The sequence below is a fragment of the Citrobacter sp. CK206 genome (assembly GCF_030333125.1).
Classification (GTDB): Bacteria; Pseudomonadota; Gammaproteobacteria; order Enterobacterales; family Enterobacteriaceae; genus Citrobacter_B; species Citrobacter_B koseri.
On sequence record NZ_JAOWGM010000028.1, the window covers coordinates 94,548 to 110,459 of the forward strand.

Below are 15,912 nucleotides of genomic sequence, written 5' to 3' on the forward strand. Positions count from 1 at the left end.
AGGCTGCATCTTTGTGGGCTTAAGCGCCAAATGCCACCTCTGAGGGGAAATGGCGGTGCCAGGCATCAAACCCGCCATCAATACTGTAAACCGCGTCATAACCCTGTTGTAGCAGGTACTGTGCCGCGCCTTTGCTGCTATTGCCGTGATAGCACATCACCATCACCACGGTATCGAAATCATGGTCGCGCATAAACGCGCCCAGCGTATCGTTGGTCAGATGGAACGCCTGCGGCGTGTGGCCCATCGCATAGCTTTGCGGATCGCGGATATCCACCAGCACCGCCGTTCCCTGGTGCAGTTTCTGGTGAGCTTCTTCGACATTAATACATTCAAACTGATCCATGAGTCTCTCTTTCTTTTATATGCAGGCTTTATATGCAGATGGCTATTTTACCGTTCAGTGTACGTCGCCGGGGTAAGTAAACGCCATAATGTTATATGTATCACTCTAAAATGTTTTTTCGATGTTACCACCAGCTCGTTTTTTTGCTATTATGCTCGATAACGAACATTTTTGAGCTTTAACGAAAGTGCAAGAGGGTAGCATGGAAACCAAAGATCTGATTGTGATAGGCGGGGGCATTAACGGTGCGGGTATCGCGGCAGACGCCGCCGGACGTGGTTTATCCGTGCTCATGCTGGAAGCGCAGGATTTGGCCTGTGCAACCTCTTCCGCCAGCTCTAAATTAATTCACGGTGGCTTGCGCTACCTTGAACACTACGAATTCCGCCTGGTCAGCGAAGCGCTGGCCGAACGTGAAGTGCTGCTGAAAATGGCGCCGCACATCGCCTTCCCGATGCGCTTCCGCCTGCCTCACCGCCCGCACCTGCGCCCGGCATGGATGATCCGAATTGGTCTGTTTATGTACGATCATCTGGGCAAACGCACCAGTCTGCCCGGTTCAACCGGTTTGCGTTTTGGCGCAGATTCGGTGCTGAAACCGGAGATCGTGCGCGGTTTCGAATATTCTGACTGCTGGGTAGACGATGCGCGTCTGGTTCTGGCAAACGCCCAAATGGTGGTGCGTAAAGGCGGGGAAGTGTTAACCCGTACCCGAGCGACCTCTGCCCGTCGTGAAAACGGTCTGTGGATCGTAGAAGCGGAAGATATCGATACCGGTAAAAAGCACACCTGGCAGGCGCGTGGTCTGGTCAACGCCACGGGGCCGTGGGTAAAACAGTTCTTCGACGACGGTATGCACCTGCCTTCACCCTACGGCATTCGTCTGATCAAAGGCAGCCACATTGTGGTGCCGCGCGTGCATACGCAGAAACAGGCTTATATCCTGCAAAACGAAGATAAGCGTATCGTATTTGTGATTCCGTGGATGGATGAGTTCTCAATCATCGGCACCACTGACGTTGAGTACAAAGGCGATCCGAAAGCAGTGAAAATTGATGAAAGCGAAATCAATTACCTGCTGAAAGTCTATAACGCGCACTTCAAGAAACAACTGGGTCGCGACGATATCGTCTGGACCTACTCCGGCGTGCGTCCGCTGTGCGACGACGAGTCCGATTCTCCGCAGGCGATCACCCGTGACTACACGCTGGATATCCACGATGAAAACGGCAAAGCGCCGCTGTTGTCGGTATTCGGCGGTAAGCTGACCACTTATCGTAAGCTGGCCGAACACGCGATGGAAAAACTGTCGTCCTATTACCAGGGTATTGGCCCGGCCTGGACTAAAGAGTGCGTGCTTCCTGGCGGGGATATCGGCGGCGATCGTGAAGATTACGCGGCCAAACTGCGCCGCCGCTATCCGTTCCTGACGGAGTCGCTGGCGCGTCATTATTCCCGCACCTACGGCAGCAATACCGAGTGGATACTCGGCGAAGCCACCTCCGTTGCCGAGTTAGGTGAAGATTTCGGTCACGAACTTTACGAAGCGGAGCTGAAGTATCTGGTGGATCACGAATGGGTACGTCGTGCGGACGACGCGTTGTGGCGCCGCACCAAAGAAGGGATGTGGCTCAACGCCGAGCAGCAGTCCCGCGTGAGCCAGTGGCTGGCGGAATATATTGGCAAACGTCAGTTGTCGCTGGCGTCGTAATGACAATGCCGGATGGCGGCTACGCCTTATCCGGCCTACAAAACAGTCCACAGGCCCGGTAAGCGTCAGCGCCACCGGGCCTTTTGCCGGATGGCGGCTAACGTCTTATCCGGCCTACAGCTAGTCCTGTCCCTTGTTACAACCTTACCGAATCAATGTGCCAGATATTTTCGGCATACTCCTTGATCGTCCTGTCGGAAGAGAAATACCCCATATTGGCGATATTGAGCATCGCTTTCGCGGTCCACTCTTCGGGATGACGATACAATTCATCCACCTTATCCTGACAATCAACATAGCTACGATAATCCGCCAGCACCTGATAGTGGTCGCCAAAGTTAATCAACGAATCCACCAGATCACGGTAGCGCCCCGGCTCTTCCGGGCTGAACACGCCGCTGCCGATCTGCGTCAGCACCTGGTGCAGCTCCGTATCTTTTTCGTAATACTCGCGCGGTTTATAGCCCTGCTTGCGCAGTTCTTCCACTTCTTCCGCCGTATTACCAAAGATAAAGATATTCTCCGCCCCCACATGCTCCAGCATCTCGACGTTTGCGCCGTCCAGCGTACCGATGGTCAGCGCGCCGTTAAGCGCAAACTTCATGTTACTGGTGCCGGACGCTTCCGTACCCGCCAGCGAAATCTGCTCAGACAGGTCGGCGGCAGGAATAATGACCTGCGCCAGGCTCACGCTGTAGTTCGGGATAAACACCACTTTCAGCTTATCGCCAATCTGCGGATCGTTGTTGATCACCTTAGCAACGTCATTGATCAGGTGAATAATGTGCTTCGCCATGTAATAGGCCGAAGCCGCCTTACCGGCAAAGATATTCACGCGCGGCACCCATTCCGCCTCAGGATCTTCCTTGATGCGGTTATAACGCGTAATCACATGCAGCACATTCATCAACTGACGTTTGTACTCGTGAATACGTTTAATCTGCACATCAAACAACGCCTTCGGATTGACCACCACGTTCAACTGCTGAGCGATGAGTATTGCCAGCCGTTTTTTGTTTTCCAGCTTCGCCTGGCGCACCGCGTGATTCACCAGCGGGAAATCGCAATGCTGCTGTAGTTCGCTTAGCTGGCTGAGATCCGTACGCCAGGTGCGCCCGATATTTTCGTCCAGCACCTCAGAAAGCGACGGGTTCGCCAGCGCCAGCCAGCGGCGCGGCGTCACGCCGTTGGTCACGTTGCAGAAGCGGGTCGGGAAGATACTCGCAAAATCAGCAAACAGCGACTGCACCATCAGGTTAGAGTGCAGCTCCGACACGCCATTCACTTTATGGCTCACCACTACCGCCAGCCACGCCATACGGACGCGACGACCGTTGGACTCATCGATAATCGACGCCCGCCCCAGCAGAGCGGTATCGTTGGGATACTGCTCCTGCAACGTTTTCAGGAAATAGTCGTTAATCTCAAAGATGATCTGCAAATGACGCGGCAGGATTTTACCCAGCATATCCACCGGCCAGGTTTCCAGCGCTTCGCTCATCAGCGTGTGGTTGGTGTAGGAGAAGACCTGGCAGCACACCTCAAACGCATCGTCCCAGCTGAATTTGTGCTCATCAATCAACAAGCGCATCAGTTCCGGGATCGACAGCACCGGGTGAGTATCATTGAGGTGAATGGCGATTTTATCCGCCAGGTTGTCATAGGTTTTATGCAGCTGGTAGTGGCGGCTCAGAATGTCCTGTACCGTTGAGGAAACCAGGAAGTACTCCTGACGCAGGCGCAGCTCGCGCCCCGAATAGGTGGAGTCATCCGGGTAAAGTACGCGGGATACGTTTTCAGAGTGGTTTTTATCCTCTACCGCCGCGAAATAGTCGCCCTGGTTAAATTTACCAAGGTTGATTTCGCTACTGGCCTGAGCGCTCCACAGGCGCAGCGTGTTGGTGGCGTCGGTATCATAGCCCGGGATAATCTGGTCATAGGCCACCGCCAGAATCTCTTCGGTTTCAATCCAGCGGGCTTTCTTGCCTTCCTGCTGAATTCGCCCGCCGAAACGCACTTTGTAGCGCGTATTATGGCGCTTGAACTCCCACGGATTGCCGTATTCCAGCCAATAGTCCGGGGACTCTTTCTGCCGCCCCTCGACAATGTTCTGCTTGAACATGCCGTAGTCGTAGCGAATTCCATAGCCGCGCCCCGGCAGACCCAGGGTCGCCAGCGAATCAAGGAAGCACGCCGCCAGACGGCCAAGACCGCCGTTGCCAAGACCGGGGTCGTTCTCTTCATCAATCAGTTCTTCGAGATCCAGCCCCATCGCTTCCAGCGCCCCTTTAACATCGTCGTAAATACCCAACGATAACAAGGCATTGGAGAGGGTTCGGCCAATCAAAAATTCCATCGACAGGTAATAGACCTGACGGGTTTCCTGCGACAGTTGAGCACGGTTAGAACGCAGCCAGCGTTCCACGAGGCGATCGCGCACCGCGAACAGCGTGGCGTTCAGCCATTCATGTTTATTGGCAATGACCGGATCTTTACCAATCGTGAACATCAGTTTGTAGGCAATAGAATGCTTAAGCGCTTCTACGCTAAGAGTGGGCGATGCATAAGTAAATGGAGCATTCATATAGGTGATTCCTGGATAACTATTTCAAGCGATAGTAAAGCTCGCGGTAAGACTTCGCCGCGACTTGCCAGCTAAAATCCATGGCCATAGCCTGGCGTTGCACAAACCGCCAGAGCGAAGGTCGGGACCACAACACGAAAGCACGCCGGATCGCCCGTAACAGAGACCAGGCATTACTATCTTCAAATACAAACCCACTGGCGATGCCGTCCGCCAGGTTTTCCAGCGAACTGTCCGACACCGTATCAGCAAGCCCACCGGTACGCCGCACCAGCGGCAGCGTGCCGTACTTCAGTCCGTATAACTGCGTTAAGCCGCACGGCTCAAAGCGGCTGGGCACCAGAATGACATCCGCCCCGCCCATGATGCGGTGAGAGAAGGCTTCGTGATAGCCGATCTGCACGCCCACCTGGCCTGGGTGTTCCGCCGCCGCCGCTAAAAATCCCTCCTGCAATACCGGATCGCCCGCGCCCAGCAGCGCCAGTTGCCCGCCCTGCTCCAGCAATCCTGGTAACGCCTCCAGCACCAGATCCAGCCCTTTCTGGCTGGTCAGACGGCTGACCACGGCGAACAGTGGCGCTTTGTCATCCACTTTCAGCCCCATCGCAATCTGTAGCTGGCGCTTGTTCTCCGCTTTCTCCTCCAGCGAATCACGCGTATAGCGCGCCGCCAGCAGCAGATCCGTTTCCGGGCTCCAGATTTTCTCATCCACGCCATTCAGCACGCCGGACAGACGCCCTTCCTGATGACGCTGACGCAGCAGGCCTTCCATCCCGTACGCGAACTGCGGCTCGGTAATTTCACGCGCATAGGTCGGGCTCACCGCCGTAATATGGTCGGCGTAATACAACCCCGCCTTCAGGAATGAAATCTGCCCGTTAAACTCCAGACCATGCATGTTATAGAACGACCATGGCAGTTGGATGTCATCCATGTGATGTGCATAAAACATGCCTTGATAGGCCAGGTTGTGTACGGTAAACACCGATTTCGCCGGACGCCCGCGCGCAGCCAGATACGCAGGCGCCAGGCCTGCATGCCAGTCGTGCGCATGCACCACATCCGGGCGCCAGAATGGATCAAGCCCGCAGGCCATTTCACATCCCACCCATCCCAACAGCGCAAACCGCAGGACGTTATCGGTATAGGCGAATAAATTCGTATCGTGATAAGGGCTTCCCGGACGGTCATACAGATGCGGCGCATCAATCAGGTAGATTCCCACGCCGTTATAATGCCCGAACAGGAGCGTAATTCTTCCCGCAAAGGTATCGCGCCGGGTCACTACCTGCGCATCCGGGATGCCCCGACGAATATCAGGAAATGCAGGAAGCAGCACACGAGCATCCACACCATCCGCAATCTGTGCCGCAGGCAACGCGCCAATCACATCCGCCAGACCACCTGTTTTTAGCAGGGGGAACATCTCTGAACATACATGTAAAACCTGCATTATCGCTCCTGTTTGACCTGCAATTTGCGCAGCATTTCACGCGTGACCAGCACAATGCCTTCCTCTGAGCGGTAGAAACGACGGGCATCTTCTTCCGCATTTTCGCCAATCACCATACCTTCCGGGATTACGCAGGCGCGATCGATGATGCAACGACGCAAGCGGCATGAGCGTCCAACCCAGACCTCTGGCAGCAGGACTGCCGAATCGATGTTACAGAATGAGTTCACCCTCACGCGCGGGAACAGGACGGACTGCACCACCACCGAACCGGATATAATGCACCCGCCGGAGACCAGCGAGTTGAGCGTCATGCCGTGGCTGCCGGAGCGATCCTGAACAAATTTCGCAGGCGGCAGAGACTCCATGTGCGTGCGGATCGGCCAGTCCTGATCATACATGTCGAGTTCCGGCGTCACCGAGGCCAGGTCGAGGTTGGCTTTCCAGTAGGCTTCCAGCGTACCCACATCGCGCCAGTAAGGTTCAGATTCGGGATCGGACTGCACGCAGGACAGCGGGAATGGATGCGCATATGCCATACCAGCTTTGGTGATTTTTGGGATGATATCTTTACCGAAATCGTGGCTGGAGGTGTCGTCTTTGTCGTCCTCCTCCAGCAACTCATACAGATAATCGGCGTTGAAAATGTAGATCCCCATGCTGGCGAGAGATTTCGTCGCGTCGCCAGGCATGGCTGGCGGATTCGCCGGTTTTTCAACAAACTCGATGATCTTGTCGCTCTCGTCCACCGCCATCACGCCAAACGCGGTGGCCTCTTCAATCGGCACCGGCATACACGCCACGGTGCAGCGCGCTCCTTTTTCGAAGTGGTCGATCAGCATGCGCGAGTAGTCCTGCTTGTAGATATGATCGCCCGCGAGGATCACCACATATTCCGCTTTATAGCGACGAATGATGTCCAGGTTCTGGGTCACGGCATCCGCCGTTCCACGATACCAGTTTTCGCCCTGCATCCTTTGCTGGGCGGGAAGCAGGTCGACGAATTCGTTCATCTCTTCGCTGAAGAATGACCAGCCGCGCTGAATATGCTGTACCAGAGTATGAGACTGGTATTGCGTAATCACGCCAATGCGGCGGATCCCGGAGTTAATACAGTTGGATAAGGCAAAATCGATGATGCGGAACTTACCGCCAAAGTGCACGGCAGGTTTGGCACGTTTGTTGGTTAAATCTTTCAGGCGTGTACCACGGCCACCGGCCAGGATCAGGGCAACAGATTTTAATGGCAGCTGGCGCGCCAACATTACACGATCGTTCTTCTCTAAACTCACCATGACTAACTCCTTTTTTATCATCTCTGGAACACACACAGTCCGTGCGCAGGTCCCTGCCAGACAGCCGTAATCACCGGATTATCCTCTCCAGCGAATGGGGGAATAGCGTGCCACTCCCCTTCAGGTAAAACGATATCTGTCACCTCAAGCGTGGCGTTTATCGCGATAAGGAAGCGGTCTGAAAGCAGGATCTGCATCTGTTTCGGCCCGTTTTCCCACTCGCCCGCGCTTAAGGGCTCTGCATTTTTATTCAGCCAACGAACATTGCCGTCATTTTCTTCCCACCAGCGATTTCCCACTAATGCCGGTATCTGCTGGCGAAGATGAATCAATGCAGCGGTAAAGGTGGTTAGCCCACTGTTTGCCTGCTGCCAGTCCAGCCAGGTTAATGCGTTATCCTGGCAGTAAGCGTTATTGTTGCCGTGCTGGCTATGGCCGTGTTCATCGCCCGCCAGCAGCATCGGCGTTCCCTGAGAGAGCAACAACGTGGTCAGCAGGGCGTGAATGCTGTCGCGCCGCCGTTCAATCAGATCCAGCGTGCCGCCTAATCCCTCTTTACCATGATTATCACTGTAATTGTTGTTGGTGCCGTCCCGATTTTCCTCACCGTTCGCCTCATTGTGTTTCTGATTGAAACAAACACAGTCGCGCAGCGTAAAACCGTCATGCGCGGTGATCAGATTGACGGACGCATTGGGCAGGCGATCGTGGCGTTTAAACACATCGCTGGAACCGGCGAAACGTCCGGCAAACTCACCGAGGGGCAGATTGCGTTGCAACCAGAAGCGGCGGGCCGCGTCACGGAAATGGTCGTTCCACTCGGCAAACGGCGGCGGGAAATTCCCCACCTGATAGCCGCCTTCGCCGATATCCCAGGGCTCAGCAATGAGCTTCACGCTCGACAATACCGGGCAATTGTTGATGGCGGTAAACAGCGGCGCATCCTGACGGAACGCCGGGGTGCGCCCCATCACGGAGGCCAGATCAAAACGAAAACCGTCCACATGGCATGTTTCAACCCAGTAGCGCAGGCACTCGCACGCAAACTCCACCACGCCAGGATGGCTCAGATTGAGGGTGTTGCCGCAGCCGGTCCAGTTGTGATAGTCACCATCCTCCTTGATCCAATAATAGCTACGGTTGTCGATTCCGCGCAGGGAGAAGAGCGGCCCGTCGAGATCCAGCTCCGCGCTATGGTTCAGCACAATATCAAGAATGACTTCAATACCGGCTTTATGCAGCGCTTTGATGGCATCACGAAACTCATCCAGCGCCGTTTCCGGGGAGCAGGCATAAGCCGGATGCAGCGCGAACATCGCCACCGGGTTATAGCCCCAGTAATTCGACAGCCCCAGGCGCTGTAAGCGCGGTTCACTGGCAAAATGCGCCACCGGCAACAGCTCCAGCGCGGTAATGCCCAACTGCTTGAAATACGCGATCATCACCGGATGGCCCAGCGCCTTCCAGGTGCCGCGAATCTCTGACGGGATCGCCGGATGCAGGTACGTCAGCCCCTTCACATGCGCTTCGTAGATGACCGTGTTGCCCCACGGCGTGCGCGGCGGGGCGTCATCTTCCCAGTCATAGCGGTCGGCGGTGACAACGCATTTCAGGGCAACAGCGGCATTATCACGATGGTCCGGCTCGTCGTACCCGCCGTGCAGCAGCGGGTTATCCTTCAGCTCTCCTTCAACGCGGCGAGCGCAGGGATCGATAAGCAGTTTTGCCGGGTTAAAGCGGTGCCCTTGCGCGGGTTGCCACGGGCCGTGTACGCGATACCCGTAGCGCAGGCCGGGCCTGGCGTCGGCAAGGTAGCCGTGCCAGACATCGCCGCTGCGCCCCGGCAGGTCATACCGCTGCTCATTGCCGAGCGCATCAAACACGCACAGTTCAACGCGCTCCGCATGCGCCGAAAAAAGCGTGAAGTTGACGCCATGACCGTCATACGTCGCGCCATGCGGTGTCGCTTTGCCGGTTGCCAGTTGCGTCATTCACCCTCCCGCACAAGCCAGATGGTGGCCAGCGGCGGCAGCGTCAGACTCAATGAGTGCTGGCGGCCGTGGCTGGCGATCTCGTCGCTGTGCACCACCCCGCCGTTGCCGGTATTGCTGCCGTGGTAGTGCATGGAGTCGGTATTCACAATCTCCCGCCATTTCCCTGGCTGATTGATGCCAAAACGATAGTCATGGCGCGGCACCGGGGTAAAGTTGCTGGCGACGATGATTTCATTGCCGACTTTATCGCGGCGGACAAAAATCAGCACCGAACGTTCGTTATCATCCACCACCAGCCATTCAAAACCGTAAGCATCAAAATCAAGTTCATGCAGCGCTTTATGGTGGCGATAGGTATGGTTGAGATCGCGCACCAGCCGCTGTACGCCGTGGTGCCAGTTGTCGCCGCCTTCCAGCAGATGCCAGTCAAGGCTGGCGTCGTGGTTCCACTCGCGCCCCTGGGCGAACTCGTTGCCCATAAACAGCAGTTTCTTACCAGGGAACGCCCACATCCAGCCGTAATAGGCGCGCAGGTTGGCGAATTTCTGCCAGGCGTCGCCAGGCATACGGTCGAGAATCGATTTTTTGCCATGCACCACTTCGTCATGTGACAGCGGCAGGACAAAGTTTTCGGTGTAGTTGTAGAGCATGCCGAAGGTCAGCTTATCGTGATGATACTGGCGATGAACCGGGTCCAGCTTCATGTAGTCCAGCGTGTCATGCATCCAGCCCAGGTTCCATTTGTACCAGAAACCCAGTCCGCCCATATCCTGTGGTCGGGACACGCCAGCAAAGTCAGTGGACTCCTCAGCCATGCTCACCGCGCCAGACACCTGCTCTCCCAGAATACGGTTGGTATTGCGTAAGAACTCAATGGCTTCCAGGTTCTCACGCCCGCCGAACTCGTTGGGGATCCACTCGCCTTCTTTGCGGCTGTAGTCGCGGTAAATCATCGACGCCACGGCGTCTACACGCAGCGCATCAATGCCGAAACGCTCAATCCAGTAAAGCGCGTTCCCGACCAGATAGTTGCTGACTTCACGGCGCCCGTAGTTATAGATAAGCGTGTTCCAGTCCTGGTGATACCCTTCACGCGGGTCGCTGTGCTCATACAGTTTGGTGCCGTCGAAATCCGCCAGACCAAAATCATCCGACGGGAAGTGGCCCGGCACCCAGTCAAGAATGACGTTCAGACCCGCCTGATGAGCGGCATTGATGAAATAGCGGAAGTCATCGCGCGTGCCGAAACGGCGGGTCGGCGCATACAGCCCGGTCGGCTGGTAGCCCCAACTGCCATCAAAGGGATGTTCATTAACAGGAAGCAGTTCGAGGTGGGTAAAGCCCATCCATTTTACGTATGGAATAAGCTGATCCGCCAGTTCGCGGTAGCTCAGCCAGAAATTGTTATCGGTATGACGACGCCACGAGCCCAGATGCACTTCATAGATGGAGACTGGCGCATCGAACCGGTTGGCTTGTTTGCGCTCTTCCGTCTGCACCACTTTTTCCGGTAGACCGCAGATCAGCGAGGCCGTTTCCGGGCGCATTTGCGCTTCAAACGCATACGGGTCGGCTTTGATTCTCAGCTTGCCATGCGCATCGATCATCTCGAATTTGTACAACTGACCGTGTTGCGCGCCGGGAATAAACAGCTCCCAGATACCGCTCTCTTTGCGCAGGCGCATCGGGTGGCGGCGACCATCCCAGTAGTTGAATTGCCCAACGACGGAGACGCGCTGGGCATTCGGCGCCCAGACGGAAAAACGGGTTCCAGTAACGCCGTCCATTGTGTCGGCATGTGCGCCCAGCGTTTCATACGGGCGTAAATGCGTGCCTTCAGACAGCAACCAGGCATCCATTTCCTGGATCAGAGGGCCAAAACGGTAAGGATCGTCAATCAGATTCTGCTGTCCATGCCAGACAACAGCGAGCTGATAGCGAAAGAAATTTTTGCGTCGGGGGAGCACACCGCTAAAAAAACCGCGTGAGTCGATACATTCCAGTTTGCCGACTTTACGTCCGGTTTTCGGTTCAATCACCCACACTTCGGTGGCATCAGGCAATAGGGCGCGGACTTCCAGTCCCGCGGTGGTTTGGTGCATACCAAGTACGGAAAAAGGGTCCGCAAAATGACCCGCAATTAGCGCATTAATCACGTCTCTATCGATACGATCGGACATGGCTGTCTTCCTGTTTTATGGTGTCACCCCTTCCAACTGATCTTCGACATCAGGTTGTGACACTTCTTTGACCTGAACGGCGCAGCACCAATGTGCATCCTCTCTGCCCCGTCCCACCTTCAGGCTAAGGCTTAATACCTCCGGTATTAAGACACCCTTAAAGAATAGCCAATGCTTTATCTTACTCCTGGTAAATATTGGAACATCTGCGCTTACTCCTGTATTACGCAAAAAAAAGGGTGACTCAGCACCCAACATTTAAACTCTGTTTTGTTTGCCGGATGGCGGCGATGCGTTATCCGGCCTGATGATTCACGTTATTGGTGGGCCTGATAAGCGTCGCGCCACCAGGCCATCCACAATTACGCCAGCTGACGCAGCATACGGCGCAGCGGTTCTGCCGCGCCCCAAAGCAGCTGATCGCCAACGGTAAAGGCGGAGAGGAACTCCGGCCCCATGTTCAGCTTACGCAGGCGGCCAACCGGCGTGGTGAGCGTGCCAGTAACGGCTGCCGGGGTTAACTCACGCAGGGTAATATCACGATCGTTGGGTACCACTTTCGCCCACGGGTTGTGCGCGGCCAGCAGTTCTTCCACGGTCGGAACAGACACGTCTTTTTTCAGTTTAATGGTGAACGCCTGGCTGTGGCAGCGCAGCGCGCCGACGCGCACGCACAGACCATCCACCGGGATCACGGAAGAGGTGTTGAGAATTTTGTTGGTTTCCGCCTGGCCTTTCCACTCTTCGCGGCTCTGGCCGTTATCGAGCTGTTTGTCGATCCACGGAATCAGGCTGCCCGCCAGCGGTACGCCAAAGTTATCAACCGGCAGGTCGCCACTGCGGGTCAGGGTCGTCACTTTGCGCTCAATGTCGAGGATCGCGGAAGAAGGCGTCGCCAGCTCATCGGCTACGTGACCGTACAAGTGGCCCATCTGCGCCAGCAGTTCGCGCATATGACGCGCGCCGCCGCCGGACGCCGCCTGGTAAGTCGCAACAGAAACCCAGTCCACCAGGTCATTAGCAAACAGACCGCCCAGCGACATCAGCATCAGGCTGACGGTACAGTTACCGCCGACGAAGGTTTTAATGCCGTTGTTCAGGCCGTCGGTAATGACATCCTGATTAACCGGATCAAGAATAATGATGGCGTCGTCTTTCATGCGCAGCGAGGAGGCCGCGTCAATCCAGTAGCCCTGCCAGCCGCTTTCACGGAGCTTTGGATAGATTTCGTTGGTATAATCGCCGCCCTGACAGGTCACAATGATATCAAGCGCCTTCAGCGCGTCGAGATCAAAGGCATCCTGAAGTGTGCCGCCGGGCGTACCGCCGAACGTCGGCGCTGCCTGCCCAAGCTGGGAAGTAGAAAAGAAAACAGGGCGAATGGCATCGAAGTCGCGCTCTTCAACCATGCGTTGCATGAGTACAGAGCCGACCATACCGCGCCAGCCGATAAAACCAACATTTTTCATAGCGTTTTTTTCCTGCAAAGATGTGTGCTGTGTATGCAAACCAGTGTCCTACTGGTTCTTCCTTCACCATACAAAAAGCAGCCAAAGTCGCAAGTGAAATTAATCAATGATAGCGAAGCCATCAGTAATGCGACTTATCCCGCTTCCTAAGCAAGCAGAAAGTCCGCAGTAATTATCAGGGAATTTGAGTTATGAATGAAATCATTTCAGCGGCAGTTTTATTGATCCTGATTATGGATCCACTCGGAAACCTGCCCATTTTCATGTCCGTACTGAAACATACCGAACCAAAGCGCCGCCGGGCGATTATGGTTCGCGAGCTGTTTATTGCGCTTTTACTGATGCTCATTTTCCTGTTTGCGGGCGAGAAAATTTTGGCCTTTCTCAACCTGCGGGCGGAAACCGTGTCGATCTCCGGGGGGATTATTCTGTTCCTGATCGCCATTAAGATGATTTTCCCCAGCGCATCAGGCAACAGCGCCGGACTCCCGGCGGGCGAAGAACCGTTTATCGTACCGCTGGCTATCCCTCTGGTGGCGGGCCCGACCATCCTGGCGACGCTGATGCTGTTATCGCATCAGTATCCGAACCAGATGGGGCATCTGGTCATCGCTCTGCTGATCGCCTGGGGCGGCACGTTTGTGATTCTGCTGCAATCGTCGCTGTTCCTGCGTCTGCTGGGCGAGAAAGGGGTTAACGCGCTGGAACGTCTGATGGGGTTGATTCTGGTGATGATGGCGACCCAAATGTTCCTGGACGGCATTCGGATGTGGATGAAAGGCTGAGGATGAAAAGCCGGGTGGCGCTTGCCCGGCCTACGGTGTGGATATGTGCTCACTTGTAGGCCCGGTAAGCGGCGCGCCACCGGGCAACAAGACTCAGCTCAGAAGCTGGAACGCAATCATACCGACAATCGCGCCGACGGTGCCGAGAATGGTTTCCATCATCGTCCAGGTCTTCAGCGTTTGCGCTTCGGTCGCGCCAGTGAATTTACCGAACAGCCAGAAACCGGCGTCGTTTACGTGGCTGACCACGATAGAACCGCCCGCGATACAGATAGACAATGCCGCCATCTGCGCGCCGGAGAAGTTCAGTTGTTCCACCACCGGCATCACCAGCCCCACCGCCGTTAAGCACGCGACGGTCGCGGAACCCTGAATGATACGCACCGCTGCCGCCAGCACGAAGCAGGTGATGGCAATCGGCAAGCCCATGCCGGTTAACGCTTCGCCCAGCGCCGGGCCAACGCCGGAATCCACCAGAACCTGCTTGAACACGCCGCCTGCGCCAATCACCAACAGAATAATGCCCGCCGGTTGCAGCGCCTGACCGCAGATCGCCATGACTTTATCTTTCGCCATCCCCTGACGCACCGCCAGGCCATAGATTGCCACCAGGCACGCCACCAGAATCGCGGTGAACGGGTGGCCGATAAACTCAAACCATTCGTAAGCGCTGGAACCTTCCGCGACAAAGCGCGCGGCGATCGTTTTCAGCCCTACCAGCACCAGCGGCAGCAGGATCAGCGAGAGGCTGAAGCCAAACGACGGCATTTTACCTTCGCCCAGATGCGGTTCGGTAATGTCGTCCGGGACGTGCAGTTCCACATAGCGGCCAATGAAATTACCAAACAGCGGCCCGGCGATGATCATGCCAGGGATTGCCGCGCACAGACCAATCAGGATCATCCAGCCAAAATCAGCGTGCATTTGGGACGCCAGCAGCATCGGCGCAGGCCCGGGCAGCAGAAACGCCGCAGCCGCCGCCACGCCCGCAAACAGCGGAATGACCAGCTTCACAAGGTTTGTTCCGGTATGGCGCGCCATAGAGAATGCGACGCTGATCAGCAGCACAATGGCGACTTCAAAGAACAGCGGCAGCGCGCAAATCAGCCCCGCCAGACCAATTGCGTAATGCGCGCGGCTGTGGCCGAAAGATTTGAGCATTTTGACGGCAATCTGATCGACTGCGCCCGTCTCATGCAAAATTTTGCCGAACATGGCGCCCAGTGCGACGACAATCGCCAGGAAGCCAAGCGTACCGCCCATCCCTTTTTCCATCGTCGCCGCGATTTTATCGAGCGGCATACCGGAAAAAAGACCTGCGCCAATAGACACCACCATCAAAGCAACGAAGGCGTGCATACGCGCCTTCATCACTAAAAACAGCAGCAGTAAAACAGAACCTACTGCTGTTAAAACAAGCGTTAATGTACTCACTACTTACTGCCTTTGTTAATGACCTCAATGGTGCTTGCCACGACACCTTCCAGCGGCTGATCGATATTCACCACCAGTACATCGCTCTCGTCAGCGCCCGGCTCTTCCAGTGTGTCAAACTGAGTTACCAGCATCTGCGTTTTAAAGAAGTGGCCTTTACGTGCCTTCAGGCGGCTTTCGATAACGTCAAAATCCCCTTTCAGGTAGATGAAAGACAGGTTTGGGTTACCGTCGCGCAGCAGGTCGCGATAGTGTTTTTTCAGTGCGGAACAGACAATCAGCGATACCTTATTGGTTCGCTGCATCGCAAACGCCGCATCGTTCAGCGCCTGTAACCACGGCTTGCGGTCGTCGTCATTCAACGGCTCGCCGGAGGCCATTTTCATGATGTTGCAACGCGGATGGAGAAAATCGCCATCAAGAAACGCGGCATGCAGCTGATGCGCCACTTCGCTGGCGACAGCGGATTTGCCACTGCCTGATACGCCCATCAGAACGTAAATGTGGTGATCATGGTTAGTCGTGCTCAAAGTGGTGCCCCCACAGTACAAGGATCAGGAATTGTTACGGGTAACTGTTATCGGTAACATTGTCCAGCCGGACCAGAATAGAAGCAATATCCATTCGTGGCAGAAGTGAATAAGTGTGAGCTACTTCAAAT

The 15,912-nt window shown here is 55.5% G+C and carries 11 protein-coding genes; 2 read left to right on the top strand and 9 right to left on the bottom strand.

Annotation, left to right across the window (positions count from 1 at the left end):
• Positions 1 to 19: 19 nt before the first annotated feature.
• On the bottom strand, positions 20 to 346 hold the full coding sequence (glpE, locus tag OGX81_RS13040) for a thiosulfate sulfurtransferase GlpE (protein WP_012135529.1): 327 nt from the start codon (positions 344 to 346) through the stop codon (positions 20 to 22).
• A 202-nt stretch (positions 347 to 548) separates the two neighbouring features.
• Between glpE and glpD the strand changes: the two genes are divergently transcribed.
• The gene (glpD, locus tag OGX81_RS13045; protein ID WP_012135531.1) at positions 549 to 2,057 is read left to right on the top strand and encodes a glycerol-3-phosphate dehydrogenase; all 1,509 of its coding nucleotides are present in this window, start codon (positions 549 to 551) and stop codon (positions 2,055 to 2,057) included.
• Positions 2,058 to 2,193: 136 nt separating this feature from the next.
• On the opposite strand, the gene glgP is transcribed toward glpD, so the two are convergent.
• From glgP to asd, 6 genes are all read right to left on the bottom strand, one after another.
• Positions 2,194 to 4,641 carry a glycogen phosphorylase gene (gene glgP, locus OGX81_RS13050; protein WP_012135533.1) on the bottom strand — a complete coding sequence of 816 codons (2,448 nt, stop codon included), beginning with the start codon at positions 4,639 to 4,641 and terminating at the stop codon, positions 2,194 to 2,196.
• A 19-nt stretch (positions 4,642 to 4,660) separates the two neighbouring features.
• Positions 4,661 to 6,094, bottom strand: a complete 1,434-nt coding sequence (gene glgA / locus OGX81_RS13055; RefSeq protein ID WP_012135534.1) for a glycogen synthase GlgA — start codon at positions 6,092 to 6,094, stop codon at positions 4,661 to 4,663.
• The gene (gene glgC, locus OGX81_RS13060) at positions 6,094 to 7,389 is read right to left on the bottom strand and encodes a glucose-1-phosphate adenylyltransferase (RefSeq protein WP_024131017.1); all 1,296 of its coding nucleotides are present in this window, start codon (positions 7,387 to 7,389) and stop codon (positions 6,094 to 6,096) included. Before glgC ends, glgA begins: the two co-directional genes overlap by 1 nt.
• Positions 7,390 to 7,406: 17 nt before the next feature.
• Positions 7,407 to 9,380: a glycogen debranching protein GlgX gene (glgX, locus tag OGX81_RS13065; RefSeq protein ID WP_047460642.1), complete on the bottom strand. Its 1,974-nt coding sequence runs from the start codon at positions 9,378 to 9,380 to the stop codon at positions 7,407 to 7,409.
• Positions 9,377 to 11,563, bottom strand: a complete 2,187-nt coding sequence (gene glgB, locus OGX81_RS13070) for a 1,4-alpha-glucan branching enzyme (protein WP_012135537.1) — start codon at positions 11,561 to 11,563, stop codon at positions 9,377 to 9,379. The genes glgX and glgB overlap by 4 nt, the downstream gene beginning before the upstream one ends.
• A gap of 362 nt (positions 11,564 to 11,925) precedes the next feature.
• Positions 11,926 to 13,032: an aspartate-semialdehyde dehydrogenase gene (gene asd / locus OGX81_RS13075; protein WP_012135538.1), complete on the bottom strand. Its 1,107-nt coding sequence runs from the start codon at positions 13,030 to 13,032 to the stop codon at positions 11,926 to 11,928.
• 191 nt (positions 13,033 to 13,223) lie between these two features.
• Here asd and yhgN point away from each other — a divergent pair, with 191 nt between their 5' ends.
• The gene (gene yhgN / locus OGX81_RS13080) at positions 13,224 to 13,817 is read left to right on the top strand and encodes an NAAT family transporter YhgN (RefSeq protein ID WP_012135540.1); all 594 of its coding nucleotides are present in this window, start codon (positions 13,224 to 13,226) and stop codon (positions 13,815 to 13,817) included.
• 93 nt (positions 13,818 to 13,910) lie between these two features.
• Here the strand turns inward: yhgN and gntU are convergent, their stop codons facing one another.
• Complete coding sequence (gene gntU, locus OGX81_RS13085; RefSeq protein ID WP_047460635.1) at positions 13,911 to 15,251, bottom strand: gluconate transporter; 1,341 nt, start codon at positions 15,249 to 15,251, stop codon at positions 13,911 to 13,913.
• Positions 15,251 to 15,781, bottom strand: a complete 531-nt coding sequence (gene gntK / locus OGX81_RS13090) for a gluconokinase (protein ID WP_024131019.1) — start codon at positions 15,779 to 15,781, stop codon at positions 15,251 to 15,253. Before gntK ends, gntU begins: the two co-directional genes overlap by 1 nt.
• Between the last annotated feature and the right edge of the window lie 131 nt (positions 15,782 to 15,912).

Bases quoted from the DNA above. Each gene is read 5' to 3' on its own strand.
- glgC (WP_024131017.1), bottom strand. From the start codon at position 7,389: ATGGTGAGTTTAGAGAAGAACGATCGTGTAATGTTGGCGCGCCAGCTG.
- asd (WP_012135538.1), bottom strand. From the start codon at position 13,032: ATGAAAAATGTTGGTTTTATCGGCTGGCGCGGTATGGTCGGCTCTGTA.
- yhgN (WP_012135540.1), top strand. From the start codon at position 13,224: ATGAATGAAATCATTTCAGCGGCAGTTTTATTGATCCTGATTATGGAT.
- glpE (WP_012135529.1), bottom strand. From the start codon at position 346: ATGGATCAGTTTGAATGTATTAATGTCGAAGAAGCTCACCAGAAACTG.
- glgP (WP_012135533.1), bottom strand. From the start codon at position 4,641: ATGAATGCTCCATTTACTTATGCATCGCCCACTCTTAGCGTAGAAGCG.
- glgB (WP_012135537.1), bottom strand. From the start codon at position 11,563: ATGTCCGATCGTATCGATAGAGACGTGATTAATGCGCTAATTGCGGGT.
- glgX (WP_047460642.1), bottom strand. From the start codon at position 9,380: ATGACGCAACTGGCAACCGGCAAAGCGACACCGCATGGCGCGACGTAT.
- glpD (WP_012135531.1), top strand. From the start codon at position 549: ATGGAAACCAAAGATCTGATTGTGATAGGCGGGGGCATTAACGGTGCG.
- glgA (WP_012135534.1), bottom strand. From the start codon at position 6,094: ATGCAGGTTTTACATGTATGTTCAGAGATGTTCCCCCTGCTAAAAACA.